Below are 25,228 nucleotides of genomic sequence, written 5' to 3' on the forward strand. Positions count from 1 at the left end.
TATATGCAGTTTAGAAAGAATAAGCCGGGGCTTATCAGTAGTATCTTTATTCCTCTCATTGGTGAGAAGGGAGCCCAGGGACCAATAGGTAAAACAGTGGATATACTTGCTATATTTGCTACAGTTGCAGGGGTAGCTACATCCCTTGGACTTGGAACATATCAGATAAACAGTGGTCTTAACTACCTCTTTGGAGTACCTGAAAATGGTACTGTACAGGTAATAATAGTAGTGGTGGTAACAGTTGCCTTTATGCTGTCTGCAGTTACTGGGCTGGACAAGGGAATCAAGTTCCTGTCCAACTTAAATGTGGGAATAGCAGGGGTACTGGTACTCATCTCCTTCATCTTAGGACCTACACTTCTGATACTAAATGCTTTTGTGGATAACCTTGGAGCCTACCTTGCTGCTCTTCCACGTGAGAGCTTCCAGATAGGTGCCTTCAACGATGAGCCTTGGTATGGTTGGTGGACTATCTTCTACTGGGCATGGTGGATTGCATGGGCACCATTTACAGGAGCCTTTATAGCTAGAATATCCAAGGGAAGAACTATAAGAGAGTTTATCTCTGGAGTGCTACTAGCTCCAACACTAGCATCATTTATCTGGTTTGCAGTATTCGGATCTATGGGTATCAATCAGGGAGTAGAAGTAGCAGGGGAAGCAATCAAGTCAACATCTACAGCATTCTTTGTGGTAATGAGCAGCTATCCTATGGGAGGTCTAATCTCCATGGTAACCCTGGCTCTTATCTGTACATTCTTTGTAACTTCAGCAGACTCGGCTACCTTCGTTCTTGGAATGATGAGTTCCAATGGAGATCTGAACCCGTCTACTAAGAGAAAGGTTATCTGGGGAACTATCCAGTCCCTTCTTGCGCTGGCTCTAATGCTAGGAAGTGCCAATGGACTGAAGATGCTTCAGACTATCTCCATAGCAGGGGCGTTCCCATTTGCCTTTGTAATGATCTTCTGTATGATAGCTCTTATAAAGATGTTGAGGGCAGAAAATCTCAGTGAGATAAAGGACGATTAATTAGTCATATAACACCCTTATAATTAGAAGGGCGCCTGCAGCTGCAGGCGCTCTTTTGTTTTTCAGAAATAAATTCATCTACCCCACGAAGGAAAAGTCAGGGGTTTTAAAGGTTATGCAGGAATCTCCTCTACTTCTTTAACTCTTCCAAAGGTCTTCAAGATGGAATCTTCCAGTTCATTTAGAAGGGTATATCTTTTTCTATACTGCCCCCTCTTCTTGCTGGGAACACTGAGGATATCCTTTCTCTCCAAGGTCTCAGGAAGCTTCCATAGTCCAGAATCGGTCCTCCATCCATTTAGAGATTCCCAGAAGGCGTCGTAGCTGGAGTGGATACTTCTCTTTCTCTTGTATCTCTCAGCAGTATATACGTGATGATCGTTTCCTACGCATATCTTCTCTGTGGAGAGGTTTAGGGCTTCCTCCAAGAAGTAGAGGGATTCCATAAGGGCTTTCTTTGGAAAGATACCGTAGAGGTTTTTAGTAGCTGCTTTTATCAGGTTGTGATCGGTATCTCTGTGACCTCCCTGGAGTCCCCCGATAAAGGTTCTGAAGCTGCTGCCATCCCTTTGTATGCTGTATGTGAGGGTTGCAAGGGTGAGGTCCTCTGAGTCTGTGATGATGAGGTTGAACTCCCCCTCCTTGTCGAAACGGGGGTAGAGGGCGAAAACTACCTTGAACTCCTCCTGGTTATTTCCTGTTATGCTGCCAACCTGAACTCTTCCCTGGGTATAGAGTTCCTCTCTGATATCTGCGGGGAAGACCTTGTCGAGATATCCATAGCTGTCCTTTATAGTTTGGAGTTTTTCTTCCATGCTGGTGGAGCTGCTCATATAGGGTCTGTGAAGCTTGCTCACCAGGATGGGGTAGGTAAAGACTGTTGTTGAAAGGAAGTCGTGTTCCAGTATGAAGTCTGTAAGGTTATTCACCCATGGGTAGTAGAGAAGAGTTCTCAGGGCAAACCTCATCTTCTTCTTTCCTGTATTGAGCTGCCCCTTCTTGCTTCCCTGGGACATAAGTTTTAAATAAAAAAGTATGTTTCTCATATTGAATCTCCTTTAGTGTACGAATTGCACTTTTGTTTACTATGGAGATATGATATCAGAATAGGATTTAAATATAAGGGCTCCCTCACAAAAGGCAGTAAAATATACACAAAACTGCTAAATCCATGAAGGTACAGAAAAAGGGCTCGGAAAATCCGAGCCCTTTAATTGAGAATCTAGATATTTAAGGTGAGCTTATCCTTAAAGACCGATCCCTCCATCTTTTTCAGGATCCGTCTTCCCAAGGAGAGGGTGACTCCCCCGGTAAAGAGAAGAAGCTCATCCCTGAAGTTGATGGATTTAAGTCTGGCTTTGTTGATTATACAGCCCCTCTCCACTCTTAAAAACTCCCCTGTGAGAATCTCTTCCACCTCTCCCAGGGATACCTTGGAGAGGTAGGTTTCTCCGTCTACCAGGGTAAAAACAGATCTTCTGAGAAGACGGTCGTAGGAGATGTAGGCGATCTCCTCCCTTTTAATAAGGGAGACGGAGGTGGCAGTCTCTATTCTGATATACTCTACCTCCTCCCTGTAAAACTCTCGGAGGATGCCTTCCAGGAGAATAAAGTCTCTCTTGGAGATCATATCAAAGAGGGAGCCGGCTTTTAAAAGCTCCCTGGCCACAGAAGTGGTGGAGTTACCCATTAGAACAACAGCCTTTTCTATAAGGGAAAGGTATTCGGTACTGCTTTCAGGTGTAAAGGTCTCATCCAGGATAACCAGGGAGCACTCCTCCAGAAGCCTCGGAGAGTTCCTGACATCTAGAAAATTGCCCTCTATAGTATTGCAGATGAGAAGGTAGGTGGGATTACTCACCCACAGCCCGATCTTAAACATGGCTATCCACCTCTTCTATAAGGGAATCTATCTCTTTCAAGACACTCTCCTTGATGGAATCCTTGACCTTCCCTTCCTCCATGGAGGATCCCAGAAGGATCAGCTCCCTGAGCTCCATAAGCCTGGTACCCATGGTAAAGCTGTCCATGGAGGGACCTTCTAGGAGACTCTCCCTGTAGTGGATCCTGAGGGCTACTCCTGGAAGCTCCTCTACCAGCTCCTCCAGAGCTCTTCTTTCAAAGATCTTCAGGGGATAGAGGGGGGAAAGCCTTAGGGAAAGAATAGCTCTTTTATTGAGGGTTCCGGTGAAGAAGAGTGTCCCTTCTTCATCCTTCTCAGGAGTTACTCCGTTAAAGTCCACATCCAGTGAGATATGGGACACAGGTATAACTTTTCCTACCTCCCCCTCAACGAGGGATTTTAGCTGGGACAGGGTAGCAACCTCCCCCTCCTTGAAGAGGATCCTGCTCATGGAGAAGTGCTGGGACTCCACTGAATTTCTCAGGTTCAAGTAGAAGATATCGGTCATAAGGATCACCCCGAGGACTGTGAGGGTGTAGTTGAAGTTCCTAGTATATATGAGGTAGATGTAGGCTAAAAATGTTATATAGTTTAACCTCACAGACCACCAGAAGCTGTACCTTAAGAGGTTGTACTCCCGGGAGTCGGAAAAGATATAGGCCTTGAAGAGGACCAGAATAAATACAGATAAAAATGTATAGATCTCCACTACGCTGTCCAGGCGTCCATTTTCAAACTCATGGAAGGTATAGTACCAGCTAAAAACAGTGAGAACAGCAGCTACCAGGGTGAAGCTGAACTCCTTTCTCCACTTTACCCTTGATGTATTTCTTACAAGGGGGTAGATGCTGCTTAAAAATATAATGGTGGCTATTGTGGGGAAGAGAAACTCCCTTACAGCAAAGAGGATATCACACATGAAGATAAGGGCATTGCTTCCCTTGGTGTAAAAGAGGAGGTCTATTATCCTCTGAAAATCAAAGAATAGAAGAAATCCCGTAAAGATGATCTGCAGTATAAGAAGCAGACCTACTCCCCTTTTCACAAGGTCGGCAAGGGGAAGTTTTACCCTATCCATAACCCAGTAGAGGAGGGCAAATCCCAAAAATACCTCAAAGAAGAGGGAAAGCTTGAATACATACTTCCACCAGTGAAGATCGTAGAACTTTAATCCCAGAATAACAAATCTCAGGGAGATAATTGCCAAAAGGGAGTAGGTAGCCACTTCCAGAAGCTTGTTTCTGTGCTTGTTTATCACCTTAGATGTGGATAGTATCAGAAGAGAGGTTATAAAGAGCATGGAGTAAAGAAATACAGACTGCTTCTTATCAAAGGCAGAAGCTGTGAAGAAAACTTTTGGTAGCTCCTGGTATCCCTCCCTTCTTTTAAAGGGAATGAATCTAACTTCATTGTTATATCTCAGCTGAAGGGTGTAGTCTCCCTCCTCTAAATCAAATATATAGATGTCCTCCAGGAGATCAAAGGTATCGATTTCCATCTCCTGCCCCTCCTGATTATAGACCTCAATATCCACAAGGCTATAGATCTCGGGGAGCTTTTCCAGACCCACTTCGATCTTCAGGTAGTCCTGGGGAGTAACCGGATAAAGGAGAAATATCAGATAGATAAGGGGAAGAGCCAGAAGGCTCCAAAGCTTTTTTATGTTCATTTAAACCTCCATTACTTTTAGTTTAATTGGTTTGTGGATTCTAAAGTACATTATATCATCTTTTCACTCTTACCATAAGTGAGGGAGAGGGAAGTTATTGTACTATTCAAGGAAGGTCCCGTGAAAGGAGCGTTCCACTAATAGCTTATATCAGAAATAATAATCTATAGCCAGGGAGGTTGCACAAAGTATCTGCTTTTTCACACAAAGGGTTACTCTAGGGGAGGATTTGTGGAGAGAGAAGGGGAAGCAAATGAAAAGGACTTCCCAAGGGGGAAGTCCTAGAGTAAGGCACCTGGAAGCCATAAACTTGCAGTAGCTTCCTAGTTGCTCTCAGTGACATAGAGAGACCAGTTTCCCAGGTTTTCTTTGTGGACTACCTGGATATCTCTGCTGTCTACCATTTTAGCTGAGTAGGACTCCTTCATAGCCCTTACAGGCTCCCTTTCAGCAACTGTGACTCTGCTAGACAGGGCCACTCCCAATACAGCTATAGCCGCAACACATAATAACTTTTTCATCTTCATCACCCTTATCTTAATTTATTTAAAGTCTTTAGCTTTCACCGGAGATAGTTTGAAACTTTCTCTGTAGATCACACCACAATAAATCTCTGAAAATTAAACCTTGGAGGCATGATAGTTTATTTATACATAGAAAAAAATAATAAATCCACGACACTTGTCTTTTTAGTCATCAAAATTTATTAAATTTTTATTTTTAAGCTACTGCTATTTGAATGGAACGAAAGAGATAGAGGGGGTTAGAAAGGGAAGTTAGAAGGGGGAGGAAGGTTTGAAAATATTTATGGGGAAGTTATGTTGACAGCTCCCCTTAGAATTGTTTATAATGCAATTAAAGAAATATAAGAAACCGGGAGCTTTTGCTGAGAGGAGATTCGATCTCGACCGTCTGACTGGACCCACTGGGGAAGGGAAATGTAGTTATCATTAATCAGACTGTAAAGAGTCTGATTTTTTTTTGAAAAATTATGGGGGAAGTATGTACTGGGATATACACTGTCATGCTGATCGTCTCACAGAGGATGAGATGGAGGAAGCTGTAAAAAGGAAGGTAGTAGTAGGGGCTGTGGCCATGGATATGGAGAGTGCCCGAAAGATGCTCCGGTTAAAGGAGAGATACCCTGAAAATATAAGGGTCTTTCTGGGAATCCATCCCGAGGTGGAGGGCAGCCAGGAGGAGGCAGAGGAGATGCTGAACCTCATAGAAAAGAGAAGAGACCTCCTAGACGGTATAGGGGAGGTAGGGATACCCTACTTCTATATGGAGGGGAAGAGCTCTGAGGAGAGAAAGGCCATAAAGAAGAGGGGGGCAGAGCTCCTTGAGAGGTTTGTTGAAACAGCTGCAAGGTATGATCTTCCCCTGAACCTTCATGTGGTAGGGGATGATGTAGGGATAGTCCTTCCCATCCTTGAAGGATACGGAATCAGAGGAGCTCTCTTTCACTGGTATGAGGGAGGGGATGAACACCTGAAAAGGTTGGTAGATGCAGGACATTTTATATCTGTGAGCCCGGAGATAGTGACAAATCAGCACTACTTTGATTTTGTAAAGGGGATCCCCCTGGAACGGCTTCTCCTGGAAAGCGACGCTCCCTGTCCATATGGGGAGGAGAGGGGAGTTCCTACAATGATATTTCAGGTGGCTGAGAGTCTGGCTGAGTACCACGGGATAGAAGTAGAAAAGCTGCTAAGGATAGCAGGGGAAAATACCCTGAAATATCTTAGGGCAGGGGAGTAGAAAGGATTCAAAAGCAGATAAATTTATAAAAATAAAGAGATAAAAGGAGAGAAGGATGGCACTGGCAAACTTAGATATTCAGATACTACCAAGTTTAGAGGGAGGAACGGAGAAGGATAAGTACAGGGTGATAGACGCTGTAATAGAGTATATTCAGGGGACGGGACTTAAGTATGAGGTGGGAGCCCTTGGAACTGCTGTAGAGGGAGAGTTTGAGGAACTATTAGAGGTACTGAAGAAATCCCAGGAGATCTGCTTTACCTATGGAGCAGACAGGGTATGTACTGTGGCAAAATTTGATCACAAGAAAGAGGGAATCACTATAGATGAAAAAGTGGCAAAGTTTAGAAAATAACCTGTTGTTTATGGGAATACTCACAGGGATGGTAGTTCTTACAGAACTCCTTGTGAGGTACAGGGATATACCTACGTACATACTTCCAGCTCCCACCAGGGTGATAGGAGCCATGATGGAGCAGAGGGAGATACTTCTGAGTCATAGTGGGGTAACTGTGGCAGAGTCCCTTATAGGCTTTGGGGTGGCTATAATTTTAGCTCTGATACTTGGAGGGCTAATCTACCCCTTTAAGAGGGTGAAGGAGATACTCTATCCCTTTCTCCTCATCTCCCAGACTATACCTCTGATTGCAATAGCTCCCATTATCCTCATATGGATGGGGTTTGGGGTGTTCCCAAAGATAGTTATAGTGGTGCTTATCTGCACCTTTCCCATTCTGGTAAGTTTTCTAGAGGGGCTGGATCAGGTGGACAGGGAGCTTATAGACCTTATGAGGGTTATGAGGGCAGACAGAAATACAATTTTCTTTAAGGGAATCCTCCCGGGAAGTCTGCCAAACTTTTTTGCAGGACTTAAGATAGCGGCTACCTATGCAGTGATGGGAGCTGTAATCGGTGAGTGGCTGGGGGCAGAGAGGGGGCTGGGAATATATATGACCAGAGCCATAAGCTCATTTAGAACAGATAATTTATTTGGGGCAATAATAGTGGTGGTAGCTCTGAGCATATCACTGTTTAAGGCAGTGGAAGGGATAGAAAAACTGCTCATGCCCTGGAAGAAAAAATAGGAAGATCATGGAAAAGGAGAGAAGAAGAATGAAAAGGTTATTACTATTATTTATGGTTGTGGCAAGTGTGGTAATGGGGGCAGAGAAGAAGATAACAGCGGTACTGGACTGGACTCCAAATACCAACCACACAGGACTATATGTGGCAGATGCACTGGGATACTTCAAGGAGGAGGGACTGGATGTTAAGATAATTCAGCCTGCCAACGGGACAGCGGATCAGCTGGTAGCCAGCGGAAGGGCAGATTTTGGTATAAGTTATCAGGAATCTATTACCTTTGCAAGGCTTGAAGGAGTTCCCATTGTATCCCTTGCTGCGATAATCCAACACAATACCTCTGGGTTTGCTTCGGTAAAATCCAAGGGGATAGAGAGTCCCAAGGACTTTGAGGGTAAAAACTACGGGGGATGGGGTTCTCCAGTGGAAACAGCAACCCTTAAGGAGCTCATGACAAGAGACGGGGGAGATTTCAGTAAGGTAAATGTTCTCACAACGGGGGATATGGACTTCTTCCAGGCCAGCAAGAATCACGTGGACTTTGCATGGGTATTTGAGGGATGGACCAATATAGAGGCCAGACTAAAGGGACATGAGATCAACTATATTCCACTAAATAAATACTCGGAAGCTCTGGACTACTATACACCGGTTATCACTACAAATGAAAGAAAGATAACCAGAGACAGGGAGAGCGTGAAGAAGTTTATGAGAGCGGTGAGGAGGGGATATGAGTATGCCATGAAAAATCCAGAGGCAGCAGCGGATATCTTAGTTGCAGCGGTGCCAGAGCTGGATAAAAACCTTGTAAGGGAGAGTCAGAAGTTCCTTGCTGGAAAGTATCAGGAGGATGCACCATACTGGGGAAGACAAAAGGAGTCGGTGTGGGTAAACTACCAGGAGTGGCTATTTAACAATGGACTTATAGAGAAGAAATCAGATATGAAGAAAGCCTTTACCAATGAGTTTGTAGAGGATTAAATTTGAAGGAAAGAGGAAGCCATGAAGGTTCTTGATATAAAAAAATTAGAGAAAAGGTTTGATACAATTCAGGTGCTAGAGGATATAGAGCTCCATATAGAGAGGGGAGAGTTTATATCCATAGTGGGGCCCAGCGGATGCGGAAAGAGCACCCTCTTTAAGATAATAACGGGACTTATCAGGGAGTATAGGGGAGAGGTAAGGATAGAGGGGGCAGAGAGCAGGGATTATACCCAGCCCATCTCCTACATGCCCCAGAAGGACCTCCTCCTGCCCTGGAGAACCCTCTATGAGAATGCCAGGATACCCCTGGAGGTGTCTAAGAAGCCCAAGGGAGAACACAGTGGGAGGATACTTCCACTAATAGAGGAGTTTGGACTGGCTGGCTTTGAGAATGCCTACCCCCATGAGCTCTCTGGAGGGATGAGACAGAGGGGAGCCCTTCTGAGAACCTTTCTTATAGAGTCGGATCTCATGCTGCTGGATGAACCCTTTGGTGCACTGGATGCCATAACCAGGATGGAGATGCAGGAGTGGCTCCTGGAGGTATGGCAGAAGCACAACCACTCTATTCTCTTTATAACCCACGATATAGATGAGGCTCTTTTTCTATCGGACAGGGTGTATGTTATGACTGGAAGGCCGGGAAGGATAGAGCTGGAGATAGAGGTAGAGGAGGAGAGACCCAGAAGAAGGGAGATCCTTTTAGAGGAAAGGTGCATGGAGTACAAGAGGGAGATACTGAAGATATTGAGAGGGTAACACGACTCTTAAAAGAAGAATAAAAGGCAAAAAATGGCAGAGAATTATCTCTGCCATTTTTATTGTTATAGAAAGTATAGTTCTCTTAAAAGAACTAAATGAAATAATGGATATCCCAAATGATAATAAGGGTTTAACGTCACGTTGCTTCTTATCTGTCCTCTGTGGGAAGGGAGGTAGAAACCTCCTCCTTTGCTCCCAGCCTTTTATTTATAGACCTATAGAACATTATTATCAGGAGGATACCTCCAAAGTATCCATTGATAACATAGACTATATTTACCAGCCTGTCAAAGGGGAGCCACACCCCGATAAAGAAACCTACAACTGCCAGTGACAGTGTGAGGAGGTTAAAGGAGCTGGTATTTTCCTTGGTGAATCTTGCTGAAACACTCCAGAGAAGAGGAACCGCTGTAGAGTAGATCCCCGCTAGAATTATCAGAGCAAATACACTGGAAAAGAGTGGATGTACGTTGTTAGCCAGATAGAGCATCGGAATCTGTGTCCCTGCTGTTGTATTTATAGAGGATAGCAGCCCCAGAGTCACAACAACAACTGCCAGAGAAAACATAATTCCTCCAAGGATTCCCCCTGATTTAGCTTCCAGAGAGCTCTGGGCCTTAGCTCCCAGAGAAGCCAGGAACCCAGCCAGCCAAAGCATACAGAACCCCACATATGAAAAGGCAGCTAAATACCAGGATGAAGATGCCTTTACCAGCTTTTCAGAGGATTCCAGTGATTCCAGGGATGGTATCACTGTTTCTGGGCCTAGATTTACGTAGTTCTTTAAGATGGACATAACTCCTACAACTATTGAAATTATAACTATAGTGGGCCCGACCCTCCCCACAATCTCAACTATTTTGGACAGTCCTGTGAGAACAGTAACCAGAGACAGAAGTGCAATTATAAGCCCTCCAAGAATCAGGGGCGTATTGTAGTGTTGTTTCATGGTAGCAGCGGCTCCTGCTACCATGACTATAAAGGACATAAAGCAAAATATTGTTGAAAAATAATCGAAGCAAAGTCCTAATTTTTCTCCGCAGTAGTATTTGTAGATATCATTGCCCTTTTCAAATTTTTCCCTGTGTCCAACTACCAGAAAACTGGAACAAACATATATTAGAAGTAAAAGAGTGAGAAGAGATCCCGCTATTCCCCAATAACCATAAGCTGCAAAGTACTGCAAAACCTCTTGACCAGTTGCAAATCCTGAACCTATCAGAAAGGCGATTATAGCCCCAGCAAACATTATAACTGTTTTAAGATTAATCTCTTTCTCCATAATTGACTCTCCTTCCTCAAAAGATATTTACTCCGTCTTCCTACTCGAATTCAGTCACTCCTGAAATCTTTGTAGCCAGAGCATCTACAGCTTTCTTAACAAGGGTATGCTTTAGGCTATACTCTTCTGAAGAAGAAAGGCTAGGGTTCCCCACTGGATGTGGGATTGCTACAGTTGGAACGATTCTGTTAGCTCCTACAGATTTAGATATGGTAGTTATTGTAGCCATGTGGACTACAGCTATTCCAAATCTTTCAATTTCCTTTAAGATCGTTGCACCGCAACGAGTACAAGTTCCTCATGTGGAGGTAAGGATCACTCCATCCACTCCAGCTTCTTTGAGGAGCTCTCCCATCTCTCTTCCGAATTTAATAGCATTTCCTACGGAAGTTCCTGTACCAGTTGTAGTATAGAAGTAGTTGTGGACACTTCCGATATATCCATCTTCTTCCAACTTTTTAAGCATCTCCAGAGGGGCAACTCTGTCTGGATCTTCATTGGCATAGACAGGGTCATATCCTCCGTGGATTGTGCAGTACTCTCCCTCTTTGAGGCTCTTAAGGTTGCTGATATCATATCTCCCCCATATTTGAGCACTTGCTGACTGGATTCTGTCTGGGTTTCCAGTTGGTACGATTCCTCCAGAGGTAACCAGAGCTATAGTTGCCTTGCTTATGTCGATAGCTTCTGCAGGTTCCACAGTATCAAATACAGGCATAGGAAGTTCCGTTTTAAACTCTCTTCCATTTAATCTGTCTAAAAGCATATCCACAGCTCTTGTGGATCCGTTTTTATCCACAAAGATCGTCTTTCTCTTCCCCTGAGGGATGTATCCGTCCTCTTCAGGTCTTGCAAGCTCCTCTCCCCTGCTCAGTTTAGATGCTATGTTGGCAATTCTGTCGATGGCCTTACGCATAGTTGCTGCAGAAGCCCCCACATCGGCGATTGCAACCTTGTCTCTGCACATGTCCACTGCAGGGTTTTCAATGTACATTCCCGTTACTGCAGGGATACCAAGCTCTTCCACAACATGCTTAGCTACCGCTCCGCAGGCCATCCCATATCTTCCAGCATTGAAGGCCGGTCCTGTAACAACGATGTCCGGGCTCATATCCTCTATCATCTGACCTATAGTCACCATTGCACTGTCTTTTTTTTCATTGAAGTAGTTGTCCCCACAGATTATGGTTCCCACTACCTCTCCTTCTCCCTTGAGAAGCTTCTCAAAGGCCATTGCAGGTCCTACCCCTCCCTCTACCAGCTGAGGTTCTATTCCAGCTTTGTCCTCTCCACCTATTTGACCGAAAAACTGATTCAGGTAATATGCCACTCTAATTTTTTTTGCCATTCTATCCTCCCTCCACTTATTATTTTTTTAATATAGTCTCGATGTACAGTTGTGATATCCTATCTCAGATGTGGATCCGATTATAGCGTTCAATTCACACATTAAGCTTCCGTCCTCTAGGAGTGAACCTTCCCAGCCTCCAGCCAGGGTAGAGATTGCCTCTGGGTTTCCTAAAATTACATCTGCTGGTGGCAGGGTAACCAGGTGGCTTACATTTCCTCCTGAAACTACAGCTATAGCTTCCTTAGCTGTATCAGCCAGGGACTGGGACATTCCGTCTCTTCCTGCACACTCATCGGTTATGAGTACTGTCTTTATTCCTGAATTTTCAAGTCGTTTACAGATCATGAGGAGGTCTGTATCTGGGTTTCCATATCCCTCCTCGGATACGATGACTCCGTCAGCCCCCATCATCTTGCACAGCTTTGCTGTATAGTCAGAGGTTCTCAGCTTTCCATCAAGGGTTGTCAGTTCCGGTGTCAAGATAACCCCAAGGAAGTTTAGCTCCTTCCCGTGCTTAGCATAAAGATCCTTTATCACAGGATTATTCTGGTGCTGATATGTAGTTATCTTGTCGCAGGCTGCCACGCAGTTACCGCTGATTACCGCTCCGTCTAACTCCTCGTTTGGATGGATCAGGGTAGGAAGTATCTTCTGGGAGTTGACACCGTAGATATAACCGTCGTGGAGAAGTCCCTGGGATATGAGCATCTCCACATATAGTACCTTAGGGAGGTCTGGATACTTGGCATTCTCCTCAGTTGTACTTCCAGTTTCGTAGGTAATAATTTCACTTATTTCAGCGTCTCTACCAGCTTTTCCTATGAGAGCGGCAGCTTCTAATCCTGCCATCCTTACGGTATCCTCATGAACATGGGGTTCCAGTCCCTCTACTGGAGTGATATCCACTACCAGGTTAAGGGTCTTGGAAAATGGAGTCCACTTAGCTCCCTCTCCCCACATATCGATAACTCCCTCCTGGAACCCAACGATATCACCTATGGTCACCACTGCCACACCATCTAGGATGTTTACCCTTCCCTCTCCAGCCTGGGTTACCTTTGACAGTACACCTGGAAAGTCCTCTCCTGGACCCTCTACCTTTACCCTTGGTTCAATTACATCTTTTACAGGAATTATTCTTACTTTTTCTCCCGGCCTTGCAATATCAATCCTTATATCCTTGATCTTGGAGTTTTTCATTAGGGTAGAGATTACCTCCTCCCTGTTGACAAATAAGATTCCATTTTGAACAAAAGTTTTTTCTCCATACTGAATATCCTTGATTTTAATTTTTGCATGCTCTAACTTCAAAATAATACCTCCTATTTTTTAAAAAGACATTTGATTATTTCCTATCTCCACAAAAGCCGATCTTAAAAGTGAATAGTCAATCATTGCGTAATCTCTGGAATTTTTAGTGTCCTCCCCTCTCACCTCCATATTAAGCTTATATTTTTCAAGGCTACTTTCAATGATCTCAGTATGAAAATAATTCAAATCTTTTTTTTCACTTCTTAAAACCACTGAAAAACACGGTGAAAACATCATCCTTAAGCTGGCTCCCAAGGGGTGGGTTACAAGTTCATGGCCTGCATGCACCAGATCCCTCACCTTCTCTAGGAGCTCTCTGGATGTTCCCTCCACAAAATAAATATCGTCAAAACCTTCCTTAACCAGTGGGTTGTTGGTGACTATTAGATATTCCACTTCCATCTCTCCCTTCTAAAAACTTTTTTCATACTTGTTGTATACTTATTGTATTTTTTAATTTTGCGTAAGGTATACAAGTACTTTTGAAGTTTCCTTCTTTTTTTAAAAAAAATTTTAAAAAAATATAAAAAGAGCCAGGAGGAATCTTCCTGACCCTTATTTATTAAGGTTTAGATGAAGTTTATGAAATAAAAAAAGCTGCCCTTTAGGCAGCTGATTTTATCCTATAGCATCTCTTTTTTTACCTTTTCCACAAAATAATCGATGTGTTCCCTGGTATATTTTTCCGCTTTTTCCTTGTCCTTCTCCTTGATGGCATCTAGTACCTTTCCCAGTGTTTCTGTGAAGATCTCCATAGTATCTATGTGCTCCTCACAGTAGTGCCACAATCTTTCAGTGTGAACGTGAAGGTTGGAGAGGATCTCCTCTAAACATATATTTCCGCTGTTTTTCAGAATTATTTGGTGGAACTTTTCATCCTCCAGGATAGCTTCCTGGTAGTCCTCCTGAATATTGTAGTTATGGAGCTTCTCCATAATTACTTCAAGTTTTTCAATCTCCTCCTGGGAGATATTATCTATACACAGCTTGGTAGCCAGACTGTCCAGGTCCCTTGTGAGCTCAAAGACGGACTTCATATATTTAAAATCAATGTGTGCAACCTGAGCACCATATCTCGGGATAATCTTAAGCAGCTTGTCGTTGCTCAACTTCTGAAATATCTCTCTTATTGGTGTTCTGCTTATCTGGAACTCGTTCCCAATATCAACCTCATTAAGAATTATCCCCGGTTCATATTCGATCTTGATAATTCTATTTTTTAGAATATTATAGATTTCATTTGTCGCCATTTTTTTCCCCATAGAATACCCCTTGATAGCCCTAGTTTAAATTTTTTCAATGAAACTTCTCCCAATATCTACAAGTATAACTGTTTTTTTCTTACCTTGTCAAACCTAATAGGTCATTTTGTTTTAACCTTAAAATATATCATGAAATCTTTTCTTGAAGTTTTAAATTTTACTGAAAGATTCAGGTAGCTTCCATTGTGAATTTAAGGTTTACAGGGAGATTTTTATAGTTAAATGGATAGGGATTTAAGCATAAAAACTTTATATTTTACTTCTGTCTTTCTGGGGGTGTATTATGGAAGGTGTTCTATATGGTGATTTTTTATGGAGATTCAAGAGATGAAGGGCAACTAAAAACTTTAAATAATGGAAGATAGAGCAGTTTCGGGACAGAATCTTAAAATATTAGGGGGAGTGGGTAGAGGAGCATGAAAAAAATGGGATATATTTTGGTTATATTGGCAGCAGTTCTCTGGGGAACCCTTGGGATCCCAGTGGATGCACTGAAGGAGGCGGGACTGAACTCCTATGAAGTAGGGGTAACGAGATCGTTTTTTGGAGCAGCTTTAATGGGAGCATTTATGGTTTTTTATGATATAAGATTCTTTAAGGTGGATTTGAAGTTGGTGCCGTTACTGATTGGGGTGGGGGCAGCCAGTCAGGCTGGATTGAATATAGGGTACTTTATAGCAATTAGCCAACTGGGATTGGGGATAGCTGTTGTTCTGCTATATACCTCCCCGGTTTTTGCAAACTTACTATCCTTTCTCATCTACAGGGAGAGGCTGACTATCAGTAAGGGGATATCGGTAATTCTTGCAATTGCGGGATGTTTTCTTGCAGTAACAGGGGGAGTTTTCACAATTAGCCTGAGTTTTTTAGGGATATTATCGGGGCTCCTTTCAGGCTTTTCCTTTGGTATAACCCCTATCTTTTCAAAGAAGTTAGGAGCAAGAGCCAGCCTCCTTCAGATATTGTTTTACAGCTTTCTCTTTGGAGGAATAATCCAGCTGTTTTTTATCGATGCAGGTGGGTATCTGCTGAAGTTTAATATGGAGATATTATTTTATGGGATGATTCTGGCAGTATTTCCAACGATACTTTCCTTCACCCTGTATAACAGGGGCTTAAAGTTTATAGAGCCTGGAATAGCCAGCATCCTGTGTGTGATGGAGGTTGTTGTGGCTACACTAGTGGCGAAGATCTACTTCTCAGAGGCTCTTGGACCAATAAAGATCCTGGGAATCCTCCTGATAATACTAGCCAGCATCCTTCCCAATATAAACTTTGATCCTTTCAGGAGAAGCAGGAAGATTCCTGTCCTTGAAGTCTAGATAGTAAAGCTTAAAAAATCAATATAACCTCCTTAATCACTAGACCTACTCTAGTAATTAGGGAGGTTTTTCATTGGGAAAGATTAAGGTCTCTATAACTAAAGAATTCTTAGACTAAGTCTCATTGGAGAGGAGATAGCTCCTACCAATGGGGGACCTATGAAAGTAGAGGAAGATAGCGATGATATAGACAATGGAGGTAAGGGATATAGCAATGGAGATATTAGTGAACCTGTCTAGAATCAGTCCCAGCAACATATAGCTCAGGGGTGTAATTCCCTGGAGGAAGATCTGGAGGAAGGAGAAAAACCTTCCCTTGATATGAGAATCAACAACAATATGCAGGTATGAAAACAATGGAGTGTTGACAAATGTATTTAGCAAGGCACAGATAACAGTGAGAAGCCCTGCGGCTACCAGGTAGATATTGAGTGGCATTAAGTTATTACCAGTAAAGAAAAACACGAAGATAGTGAGCTGCCCAATGAGAAAGAGAGCGATCTTACTTCTGAAGTTGTACCTCTTGATATATTTTACCAGAAGGAGACTCCCTAGAAGAAGGCCTCCTCCCCAAAGACTCTCAAAGTATCCTACATATGTATTTTCAAGGTTTAACACCTTAAGAATAAAGTAGGGGATAAAGATTACCAGAACAGGGTTGTAGAAAAAATTTAGAAGAACAGCAAAGGAAAATACCCCTAAAATTTCTCTTTTTGCCATGAGGTAATTGATAACAGGAGTATAGGAGGTGGTCAGCTCCTTAAGGGAAAAATTAGATCTTGATAACTTCCTTTCCTGAAATGTGTAGGCCAGCAGAGACTCTAAGCAGGCTGATAGTAGAAAGGTGACGGCATTGAGGGTAAATATAAACTTCAGGCTGGTAAAGTTGTAGAGAGACAGAGCAACAACGGGAGTAAATATATAGGTAAAGTTGATCATACTCCCGTAGACACTGTTACACCTTTCGATAGAACCTTTAAATGTAAGTTCGCTAAAAATAGCAGAGGAGGCACTGGAAAAAACAGCAGAGATAGCAACAAGGATACACTGCATAAAGATGATAGTATCTGGAGTAAGGGAGATAAATGAAACAAAGCCTCCCACTACCAGGAAGCTACAGATATCCGAGATGATCATAATATGTTTTCTGTTGAATCTGTCTGCCAGAATCCCGCTAAAGGGAGTAACCAATAACCGGATTACCAGAAAGGAAGTGGCAGCTTTGCTCATTTGCATGCCGGAGTTAGTAATATTTAATATATAGATGGGAATAATAATAGACTGCATCTGAGAACCAATTAAAGATGTAGCAGAAGAGATAAGGTAGATTAAAAAATTCATGGGACCTCCTATGATTCAACAATTTAAAAAGAAATGTTCGATTATTTTAATACAACACTCCCCTTGGAAAGTCAAGAAGTTATTGAGAATAAAGAAGTAATTTTGTTTTCTTATAGCTGTATAGTTTAGTATTGGAAGAAGCCAGGGAGGGAAAGAAGTTATTTTAAAATCTATGAAGCTCTGTTAGAATAACCTTAAAGAGCGGTGATCCAGGGGGATCAGAGGGAGGAAGAAGTGAAGATACTACATCTAGGCGACCTTCATATTGGAAAGAAGGTAAATGGATATTCTATGATAGAAAATCAAAGGGATGTTTTTGAACAGATATATAGAGTGATAGAGGAAAAGAAGGTGGAAACTGTACTTATTGCTGGGGATATATATGACAGGAGTGTTCCTTCTGAGGAGGCAACGGAAACACTGGACGAATTCTTATCCCACCTGATAAACACCTTGCAGGTAAGGGTAATAGCCATAAGCGGTAACCATGACAGTCCTGCCAGACTTGAATTTTCAAGGGGGATACTGGCTAAGCAGGGGCTTCATATAGTGGGGGAATACAATAAGTTGGTAAATAAGGTAAGCGTGGATAATTTTGATTTTTATTTGATGCCCTTTGTCACTCCTGCAACAATAAGAAAAAAGTTCGGTGAGGTAATTGAGGAGAGGGAACTTACAGTATCTACATATGACGATACAATGAAGTTTATTACAGGGGAGGCTGTGGCACAGCTGGACAGGGACAGGGTGAATATAGCCCTCTACCACGGATTTGTAATAGGAAGCGGTGAGAAGGAGGAGGATATAGAGAGGGAGGAATCTGTAAAACCTCTAGCAGTGGGAGGCAAGGAATCTGTAGCTGAAAAATACTTCTTAGATTTTGATTATACAGCTCTTGGGCACCTCCACGGAAACAGAAGGGTAAAGAGTGAAAGGGTGAGATACTCGGGATCTCCCATAAAGTATTCATTTTCAGAAAGAAACCAAAAAAAATCTCTCACTGTAATCGATATAGATAGGGATAGGTTTGAGGTGGAAAATATAGAGATAGTGGATAAGTATCCCATGGTAGAGATCAAGGGGACCTTTGATGAGGTGATGGAAGCAGATATAGACAGCGATGCCTATCTGAAGGTGACCCTCACTGAGACCGTGCTGGATGCCATGAATAAGCTGAGAACCAAGTACTCCCAGGTAATGGAACTGGGAATAGAGATAGCTACAAGTGATGCTGTAAGAAAGGACCACAGATCAGCTAATATAGATAAGGTGCCAACAGATGAACTCTTTAAAGATCTGGCTGCCAGCGTGGGAGTTGAGTTGGATGAGGAAGAGGTAGAGAAGGTAAGAGAGATAGTAAATGAGATAATAAAGGGGGAAGGGTAGATGAGACCAAAAAGATTGAAGATGCTGGGGATTGGACCCTATGCCACTGAGGTGGATATTGATTTTACAAGGCTAAATGAGGAGGGATTATTTCTCATTACCGGGGCAACGGGAGCCGGAAAGACCTCTATATTCGATGGTATTACATATGCCCTATTTGGAAAAACAAACTTTGATGACACTGAAAAGAAGAACGGAATCATATGTGATTATATAACTGAAGGGGAAAAGTCCAAAGCCTATGTGGAGTATGAGTTTGAGCTGGATGGTGTGGAGTACAGGGTAAGGAGAACTCCTGCATATGAGTATATAAATAGAAATGGAAAACTCTCAAAGAAGAGTGAAAGTGCTGAGATAGAGTATGGAGATAAGATAAAAACAAAAAAAAGCGAAGTGGATAAGTTCATCGAAAAGGATGTAATTAAACTAGAATACTCTCAATTCAAAAAGATAATAATGCTGGCTCAGGGGTCATTTAGTGAGTTTATAAAATCAAACTCCACCGATAAGTCAAAAATACTGAGACAGATATTCGACACGGATATCTATGAGAGGGTAAGCGAAAGATTAAAGCTAAAGAGCGAAGGTATCAGGGGAGATATCTCCACTAAAAAAAGAAATATATTTGCCAGGCTGGGAACCCTGGAGATAGAAGATCCTGTGTGGAAGGAGATGGTGGTTAAGGAAAACCTGGACTATGATAGGTTGTCTGAAATTATAGAGGGTGAAAAGGAAAGCATCAATAACCTCATAGAGAAGGGGGAAGCTGAGAAAAAGCAGCACAATATAGAGGCTGTCACTGAAAGGATAGCCACAGGAAGATTGATCAACGGCAATATTGATAAGCTTAACCTTGCCAAGGTAAAGCAGGAGGAACTGCTAAGGGAAGAAAAGACCTTTGAGGAGAAAAAAGAAAAGATAAAAAGATATGACAGGGCCATGGAGATAAGTGGAGAGTATAAGGTTTATGAGGGGACAGGAAAAACCTTAACTGAAAGGACAGCTCAGTATGAGGCAGAAGATGAAAAGCTGAAGGCTTTGAAGGAGGCAAACAGGGAGGAGATATCCAGGTTAGAGGAGTATGAAGAAAGGGTAAGCGGATTAAAGAGCAGTATCAGCAGGATGGAAACCCTTAAGGGGGATATAGAGATCTATAGGGAAAATAAAAGAGCTCTGGAAATAAACGGGAATAAAATAGAGGCAGATGAAGGGGAGCTGGATAAAAACAGAGATAGGTTTAAAAATACAGAGGAGAGGATAGAAGTTCTAAAAAAATCCCAGGAGAGGATCAAGGGTGAACTGGATGAGAGGCAAAAGGAATCCAAGAGAAGGGATGATTTAGAAAAGAAACAGCTGCAACTGAAACCCATATTAACCGAGATAAAAAATATTGCGGCTAGAGAAGAGGAGGCTGAGAAAAAGGAAAAGAAGTTACACAGTTTTATGGAGGAAACCCAGGAAAAACTTTCCCTTTACAGGAATCTATATAACATGTGGTTTCAGGGGGAAGCATACAAGCTGTCTGTAAAGTTAGTAGAGGGAGAGCCGTGTCCAGTATGTGGGTCTATGGAGCATCCTAAAAAAGCGGAGAAGCCAGAGGGAGCACCTACAGAAGAGGAACTAAACAGAAGTAAGGCTGAGTATGAGAGGTGTAACGACCTTTTCAATACCTCCAAGGGTGAACTGGAAAACCTGAGAAACAGTATTGGTGCTCTGAAGGAAAAGGTAACAGCTCAGGCAGTGGAAAATAAATTTCCAGAGGATTGGGAAGCCTTAGTCAAATTTGATGGAGAGATAAAGGAGGGAATAGGAGCATCCCAGAAAAGATTAGAGGGGCTCTCTACAGAGAAGGATCTAATAGATATTCAGGATCGGATAGGGAGAGAGACCGATGAACAAAAGAGGTTAGAGGCAGAAAGGGGAAGGCTGGTAACTAATATTGAGGTACTGAGATCCCAGCTTGTGAACTCTAAGAAGGCAATAGAAGATACTCAAAAAAAGTTTGCAGAGAATAATATCTCCATAGAGGGTTATGAGGAGGAGTTATCCAGAGTTCAAGGCCAGGTAAAGGAGACAGTGGAAACTATCCAGAGGATAGTGAGGATGAGGGATGAAATAACTAAAAAAACTACTCAGCTATCATCCTTAAAGGTGGATATAGATAGGTTGAAGGAGGTCCTTAAGGAACAGGGAACCAAGTGGAATAAGAGGCTGACAGAGAACTCCTTTGCAGATATGAAGGATTATAGAGAAGCCCTGGCCATAGATGTCAGAAGATTGAAGGTGGAGATAGATGAGCATGTGAGAAGGCTAACGGAGGTTCAGACTATAATAAAGGACAACTCTAAGTATGAGAAGGCAGAAAGGGTTGAGATGGAGGTACTGGAGGAGAAAAAGAGGGAAATTTCCCAAAAGATAGAGGAGCTGGACAGAGTTATAAATAAAAATAAGTCCAGGTTAAATACCTTCGCAAAGCCCGAGGAGGAGCTGAAGGCAAGCAGAGGATTCCTAGAGGAAAAAGAGAAGGAGTACAGGGTATACAGTAAGTTATATGACCTATCTGTGGGAAAATACGGGGATAAGAAAAATAATATTACCTTCCAAAACTATGTGCTGGCTGTATACTTCCAAGATGTGCTGGACAGAGCAAATGACAGGCTGTTGACCATGACAAACAACCAATACAGGATGATGCTTGATTCTGCTAAGAAGGGAAACGCCGGATCGGGACTGGAAGTAAATGTATTTGACTCCCATACAGGTAAGGAAAGGAGTATAAAAACACTTTCTGGTGGAGAGACCTTCAAAGCTTCCATGGCCTTAGCTTTGGGGCTTTCAGATGTGGTTCAATCTCAAAATGGCGGAATAAAACTGGATTCAGTATTTATAGATGAGGGATTTGGAACCTTGGATGAAGAATCCCTATCGGTAGCTATGGATATACTGGTAGAGCTTAAGAGCAGTGGAAGAACAGTGGGGATCATATCTCACGTAAATGAACTGAAACAGACGATAACCAGCCAGATAAGGGTAGTGAAGACAGTCAGAGGAAGCAGTGTAGAGGTTGTTGTATAGAATTTTATAAAAGGAAGACTAAAAGAACAATTAAAATACTTTAAGGAAGATTAATTTTTTAATTCCCTTCATCATGTGTATAATTTTAAGACAAAGTGAAGTAATTATATATAGTTTGAGGAGGAGAAGATGAGAAAAGGAAGATTAATCTTAGGGAGTGCGGTACTTATCTCTTTGCTGACTGCATGTGGGGGAGCAGACACTACAGGGAGAGATGAGGTAGTTCAAGGGAACACCTCAACATATAAGGGGGTTTCCTGGAAGGGGGAAGCCAAGGGAGTAAAGCTTGAGGATACGGACCAAAAGATAGAGACTACCCTTACCCTTGATGATGAGGGGATCATAAAGGAGGTAAGGATGGACTTCCTTTCCTTTAAAAATGGCGAATGGGTAGCGAGAAACAACCCTGAAGCAGAGGTTTCCATAGACTTCACCATAGATCCACAGGCTGCAGTTCCAGGAGCTGAGTATGAGAAGGGTGTATCTATGTTTGATATAAAAACCAATGATATGATGAGTCTCTATGCTCTTGGAGTAGATGAGGACGGTACCGTTGCCCTGGCAATTGTGGATGCTGTTATCCGTTACAAGCTGGAGGCAAAGTTTGAGCCTGGTTTTGACTTTGACACTCAGGTAGGGGAACTGACTATAAATAACGGGATGGTACCAACTGTAAGAACCTCTGGAAGCGGACTCTTGAAGCCAGAGGACTGGAGCGAGCTAGAGGGGAAGAATCTCTTTGACCTGCACATGTTTAATCATGTAATATCCGATTATGGGGTTTTAGAGGGAGTAGATGAGAGTTCCACTGTGGGAGAGATGCTTACAGCTCTTGGAGTAGAGTTTGTAGATGGGGTACCAAGCCAGATGGAAGCTACACACGGATTCCACTCAAATGGAGGATGGAAGGGTAACTACGACTCAATAGCAGAGTACCTTCAGGGAAAGAATGCCAATGAAATAACTTCCCTTATCGACTGGTCTTTGCCTAGATACGCCAAGGGGATCAATGAGGATAATGCCTTTGGGCTTGAGAGCAGGGCAGGGGCTACAAGAACTGTTCAGGATTCCTTTGACAGTATTGCAGGATCCACTGTACGTATGTCCAGGGAGAATACATCCTATCAGGCAGCTCTAGTAGATGCAGGGATAATATCTGAGGAAGAGGTAGTCAAGGGACGTTTCTAATAAAAGCAACGTGACGTTGCATCCTGATAATCAATTGGATCACTCATTGCTTTACGTTATTTTTTATGAATTCTACATTTTCCTAAATAATAAAGAAACAGCAGAGCTTAGCTCTGCTGTTTCTTTATTTCATTATATTCTCACCAGTTCTCTTACCGAAAACAAGGATATCTGTAATTGCATTTCCACCTAGTCTGTTTGTTCCGTGGATTCCCCCTACGATCTCTCCAGCGGCATACAGTCCCTCTATGATCTTTCCATCTCTATCGAGAACTCTGTTTTCATTGTCCACCTTTACTCCACCCATTGTGTGGTGAACAGCAGGAGCTACAGTCTGTATGTAGAATGTCCCCTCTTCAATATTTACAAGATCTCCCCTTCTGTTAAAATCCTCATCTGCTCCCTTTGCTACAAAGTCATTGTATCTATTAAGGGTAGCCTTAAGCTCATGGGTATCTATCTCCATTGCAGTGGCACACTCCTCCAGTGTTCCCTCTGTAAATAGTCCGTTTCTCTTTAATCTCTCTACCTCATTTTTGTTGGCAGTAGTTCTGTTGGCTACAGCCTCTACCTCATCTGCCCATACAAGGTAAGCTACTCCCCCCTCCTGGGAAAGGATAGCCTGGGAAACCACATCTCTTCTCTCTAGCTCCTCTACAAATCTGCTACCGGACTTATTTACAAGGATAGCTCCGTCAAATCTTGAACCTCCCACATGGGAAAGGGCTCCACTTGAAGGATCTGCAATTGGGAAGGTCTGAATATATGACATGTGAACGAAGTCTGCCCCTATCTCCTCACACATAACGTGTCCGTCTCCAGTAATTCCGCTCTGGTTTGTAGTCTTGTATCTCTCGTCCAGCTCAGGGTTGTATTTTTTTCTCATCTCAACGTTTCCAGAGAAACCACCAGATGCGAAGATAACTCCCCTTGTAGTGTAGAACTTAACTTTTTTCCCTGAATCAAGGGCCTCTATACCGGCAACCCTATTTTCATCCATAATTAATTTGTCGGCCTTTACTCCAGTTCTGATCTCCACTCCCAGCTCAAGGGCCTTCTTTTTAAGCTTTGAGATAAGCTCCACAGCATACTTCCCCTTGAATACAGCTGCTCTTGGAACAGTGTGTCCTCCAAAGTGAAGAAGCTCTCCCTCCTTGAACTCTACTCCGATCTCATCCTTAAGCCACTCATATGTAGGAAGGGCATTTTCAGCAAGTATCTTAAAGAGCTCCTGGTCGTTCTCTCCGTCTCCCCCTGCAAGGGCGTCCTTGAAGTACAGCTCTGAACTGTCCTCTATATTCTTTACCTTCTGGGCATCGTTTCCTGGAATATTAACTCCTCCCATGGATACTAGGGTATTTCCTCCCACAGCAGCCATCTTTTCCAGAAGAGCTACCTTGGCTCCTCCCATGGCAGCGGTGATTGCAGCAGAGAGACCAGCTCCCCCTCCACCTACGATGGCCACATCAAATTCCTCTCTATCCTTAATAACTCTCTTGTTTACAACTATCTTTTCAAGGTTTTCAGCCTCTACGATCTCATCTTCCAGTAGAGTAGCATCTGCCCCAGCTTCAATAAGGGCATTTTTAACAGCCTCTCTGATTCCACGGGATGACATAGAGCAACCCTTTACATTGGGAACAAGAAGTGTATTTTCAGCTACGATCTTAGCCGGCACATTGTTAAAGGCAGGATCGGAAATTACAGGGGTCTCATTGTGAGAGGTAAATTCAATCTTCTGAATTTTTCCCTCTGCAACAGTAACAAGAGCCTCTATCTCTCCACCATATCCAATACCAGTACTTCTATAAGATCCGTCATTATATCTCATATAAAAATCCTCCTAGAATAAATAGTACGATCTCGTACTTTGTTTTCTACATTGTATGAACAAAGTGAAAAAATGTCAACTAAAAATGTACACCCCTGTAAAAAATGAGGAGAAGGAGGGGCTGAAATAGATCTAAAAGACCAATAAATAATGGTTTATAAAATAAATGATACAATGTTCTTTTATAAATAGCTAATATTGATAAAGTCAAGTATAAAAAATGATATTTTATTCACTTATCTATTGATATATGAAAAAAAATGTATTAATATTGTAGAGATATTCCATTGAAATGTCTTTTATATGGTACAGGATGTACCTGCAGAGCTATTATGTGAACTAATCTATTTTATTAAGTATTAATTAAAGATATCGGTTGAAGGTATAGGGAGAAGACAGTAGTCGCCGAAGAAGTAAATCTTTCAGGTGCTTTTGCTAACAAAAGCGGGACCTATATTGGACGAACCTCTGGAGAGATCCAAATGATGGACACCGAAGGTGCAAGCCCATGGGGTAAAACTCTCAGGTAAAAGGACAGAGGGATTTGATTATATGCTTTATAGTATCATGATTAAATTTCGCTAAATAAGCGGGGAGGACACTAAAATGGATGCACTAAACTTTTTTCAATCGATAAACAACTTTGTATGGGGACCACCTCTATTAATACTATTGGTGGGAA

The 25,228-nt window shown here is 42.5% G+C and carries 21 protein-coding genes and 1 riboswitch; of the genes, 10 read left to right on the plus strand and 11 right to left on the minus strand.

The features are described from left to right. On the plus strand, positions 1–1,035 hold a 1,035-nt coding region (locus QMG11_RS18640; RefSeq protein ID WP_281837814.1), incomplete at its 5' end, for a BCCT family transporter. A 113-nt stretch (positions 1,036–1,148) separates the two neighbouring features. Here QMG11_RS18640 and QMG11_RS18645 read toward each other — a convergent pair. From QMG11_RS18645 to QMG11_RS18660, 4 genes are all read right to left on the minus strand, one after another. After that, positions 1,149–2,081, minus strand: coding sequence for a VirK/YbjX family protein (locus QMG11_RS18645; protein WP_281837815.1), 933 nt, complete (start codon positions 2,079–2,081; stop codon positions 1,149–1,151). A gap of 176 nt (positions 2,082–2,257) precedes the next feature. Beyond that, positions 2,258–2,917, minus strand: coding sequence for a LytTR family DNA-binding domain-containing protein (locus tag QMG11_RS18650; protein ID WP_281837816.1), 660 nt, complete (start codon positions 2,915–2,917; stop codon positions 2,258–2,260). Further along, entirely contained in the window at positions 2,910–4,607 is a 1,698-nt protein-coding gene (locus tag QMG11_RS18655) for a hypothetical protein (RefSeq protein ID WP_281837817.1), read from the minus strand. Before QMG11_RS18655 ends, QMG11_RS18650 begins: the two co-directional genes overlap by 8 nt. A gap of 323 nt (positions 4,608–4,930) precedes the next feature. After that, positions 4,931–5,128, minus strand: coding sequence for a hypothetical protein (locus tag QMG11_RS18660; protein ID WP_281837818.1), 198 nt, complete (start codon positions 5,126–5,128; stop codon positions 4,931–4,933). A 481-nt stretch (positions 5,129–5,609) separates the two neighbouring features. On the opposite strand from QMG11_RS18660, the gene QMG11_RS18665 reads away from it, so the two are divergent. The 5 genes from QMG11_RS18665 to QMG11_RS18685 are packed head-to-tail and all read left to right on the plus strand — an operon-like array spanning position 5,610 to position 9,194. Then, a complete protein-coding gene (locus QMG11_RS18665) occupies positions 5,610–6,368 on the plus strand; it encodes a TatD family hydrolase (RefSeq protein ID WP_281837819.1) in 759 nt (252 codons plus the stop codon). A gap of 55 nt (positions 6,369–6,423) precedes the next feature. After that, complete coding sequence (locus tag QMG11_RS18670; protein WP_281837820.1) at positions 6,424–6,723, plus strand: thiamine-binding protein; 300 nt, start codon at positions 6,424–6,426, stop codon at positions 6,721–6,723. Next, a complete protein-coding gene (locus QMG11_RS18675) occupies positions 6,695–7,453 on the plus strand; it encodes an ABC transporter permease (RefSeq protein ID WP_281837821.1) in 759 nt (252 codons plus the stop codon). Before QMG11_RS18670 ends, QMG11_RS18675 begins: the two co-directional genes overlap by 29 nt. A gap of 28 nt (positions 7,454–7,481) precedes the next feature. Beyond that, on the plus strand, positions 7,482–8,432 hold the full coding sequence (locus QMG11_RS18680) for an ABC transporter substrate-binding protein (RefSeq protein WP_281837822.1): 951 nt from the start codon (positions 7,482–7,484) through the stop codon (positions 8,430–8,432). Positions 8,433–8,453: 21 nt separating this feature from the next. Next, positions 8,454–9,194, plus strand: coding sequence for an ABC transporter ATP-binding protein (locus QMG11_RS18685; protein WP_281837823.1), 741 nt, complete (start codon positions 8,454–8,456; stop codon positions 9,192–9,194). 151 nt (positions 9,195–9,345) lie between these two features. Here the strand turns inward: QMG11_RS18685 and QMG11_RS18690 are convergent, their stop codons facing one another. The 5 genes from QMG11_RS18690 to QMG11_RS18710 all read right to left on the minus strand — a co-directional run bounded on the left by QMG11_RS18690 (position 9,346) and on the right by QMG11_RS18710 (position 14,403). Next, a complete protein-coding gene (locus QMG11_RS18690; RefSeq protein WP_281837824.1) occupies positions 9,346–10,479 on the minus strand; it encodes a YkvI family membrane protein in 1,134 nt (377 codons plus the stop codon). Between the two features lie 40 nt (positions 10,480–10,519). After that, positions 10,520–11,827, minus strand: a complete 1,308-nt coding sequence (locus tag QMG11_RS18695) for a glycine/betaine/sarcosine/D-proline family reductase selenoprotein B (protein ID WP_281837825.1) — start codon at positions 11,825–11,827, stop codon at positions 10,520–10,522. A 27-nt stretch (positions 11,828–11,854) separates the two neighbouring features. Further along, positions 11,855–13,141, minus strand: coding sequence for a glycine/sarcosine/betaine reductase component B subunit (locus QMG11_RS18700; protein ID WP_281837826.1), 1,287 nt, complete (start codon positions 13,139–13,141; stop codon positions 11,855–11,857). Positions 13,142–13,159: 18 nt separating this feature from the next. Beyond that, the gene (locus QMG11_RS18705) at positions 13,160–13,537 is read right to left on the minus strand and encodes a GrdX family protein (RefSeq protein WP_281837827.1); all 378 of its coding nucleotides are present in this window, start codon (positions 13,535–13,537) and stop codon (positions 13,160–13,162) included. A gap of 227 nt (positions 13,538–13,764) precedes the next feature. Then, complete coding sequence (locus QMG11_RS18710) at positions 13,765–14,403, minus strand: GntR family transcriptional regulator (protein WP_281837828.1); 639 nt, start codon at positions 14,401–14,403, stop codon at positions 13,765–13,767. A gap of 425 nt (positions 14,404–14,828) precedes the next feature. Here QMG11_RS18710 and QMG11_RS18715 point away from each other — a divergent pair, with 425 nt between their 5' ends. Next, a complete protein-coding gene (locus QMG11_RS18715) occupies positions 14,829–15,725 on the plus strand; it encodes a DMT family transporter (protein ID WP_281837829.1) in 897 nt (298 codons plus the stop codon). Positions 15,726–15,839: 114 nt separating this feature from the next. Here QMG11_RS18715 and QMG11_RS18720 read toward each other — a convergent pair whose 3' ends face one another. Next, positions 15,840–17,066 carry an MFS transporter gene (locus QMG11_RS18720; protein WP_281837830.1) on the minus strand — a complete coding sequence of 409 codons (1,227 nt, stop codon included), beginning with the start codon at positions 17,064–17,066 and terminating at the stop codon, positions 15,840–15,842. A 234-nt stretch (positions 17,067–17,300) separates the two neighbouring features. Between QMG11_RS18720 and QMG11_RS18725 the strand changes: the two genes are divergently transcribed. From QMG11_RS18725 to QMG11_RS18735, 3 genes are all read left to right on the plus strand, one after another. After that, positions 17,301–18,452, plus strand: a complete 1,152-nt coding sequence (locus tag QMG11_RS18725) for an exonuclease SbcCD subunit D (protein ID WP_281837831.1) — start codon at positions 17,301–17,303, stop codon at positions 18,450–18,452. After that, positions 18,453–21,527: an SbcC/MukB-like Walker B domain-containing protein gene (locus QMG11_RS18730; RefSeq protein ID WP_281837832.1), complete on the plus strand. Its 3,075-nt coding sequence runs from the start codon at positions 18,453–18,455 to the stop codon at positions 21,525–21,527. A 129-nt stretch (positions 21,528–21,656) separates the two neighbouring features. Then, positions 21,657–22,715, plus strand: coding sequence for a hypothetical protein (locus tag QMG11_RS18735; RefSeq protein ID WP_281837833.1), 1,059 nt, complete (start codon positions 21,657–21,659; stop codon positions 22,713–22,715). 124 nt (positions 22,716–22,839) lie between these two features. Here the strand turns inward: QMG11_RS18735 and QMG11_RS18740 are convergent, their stop codons facing one another. Next, positions 22,840–24,546: a flavocytochrome c gene (locus tag QMG11_RS18740; RefSeq protein ID WP_281837834.1), complete on the minus strand. Its 1,707-nt coding sequence runs from the start codon at positions 24,544–24,546 to the stop codon at positions 22,840–22,842. Between the two features lie 458 nt (positions 24,547–25,004). After that, positions 25,005–25,094: riboswitch (glycine riboswitch) on the plus strand. Positions 25,095–25,228: the final 134 nt, after the last annotated feature.

This window comes from Propionigenium maris DSM 9537 (assembly GCF_027925155.1).
GTDB classification, from domain to species: domain Bacteria; phylum Fusobacteriota; class Fusobacteriia; order Fusobacteriales; family Fusobacteriaceae; genus Propionigenium; species Propionigenium maris.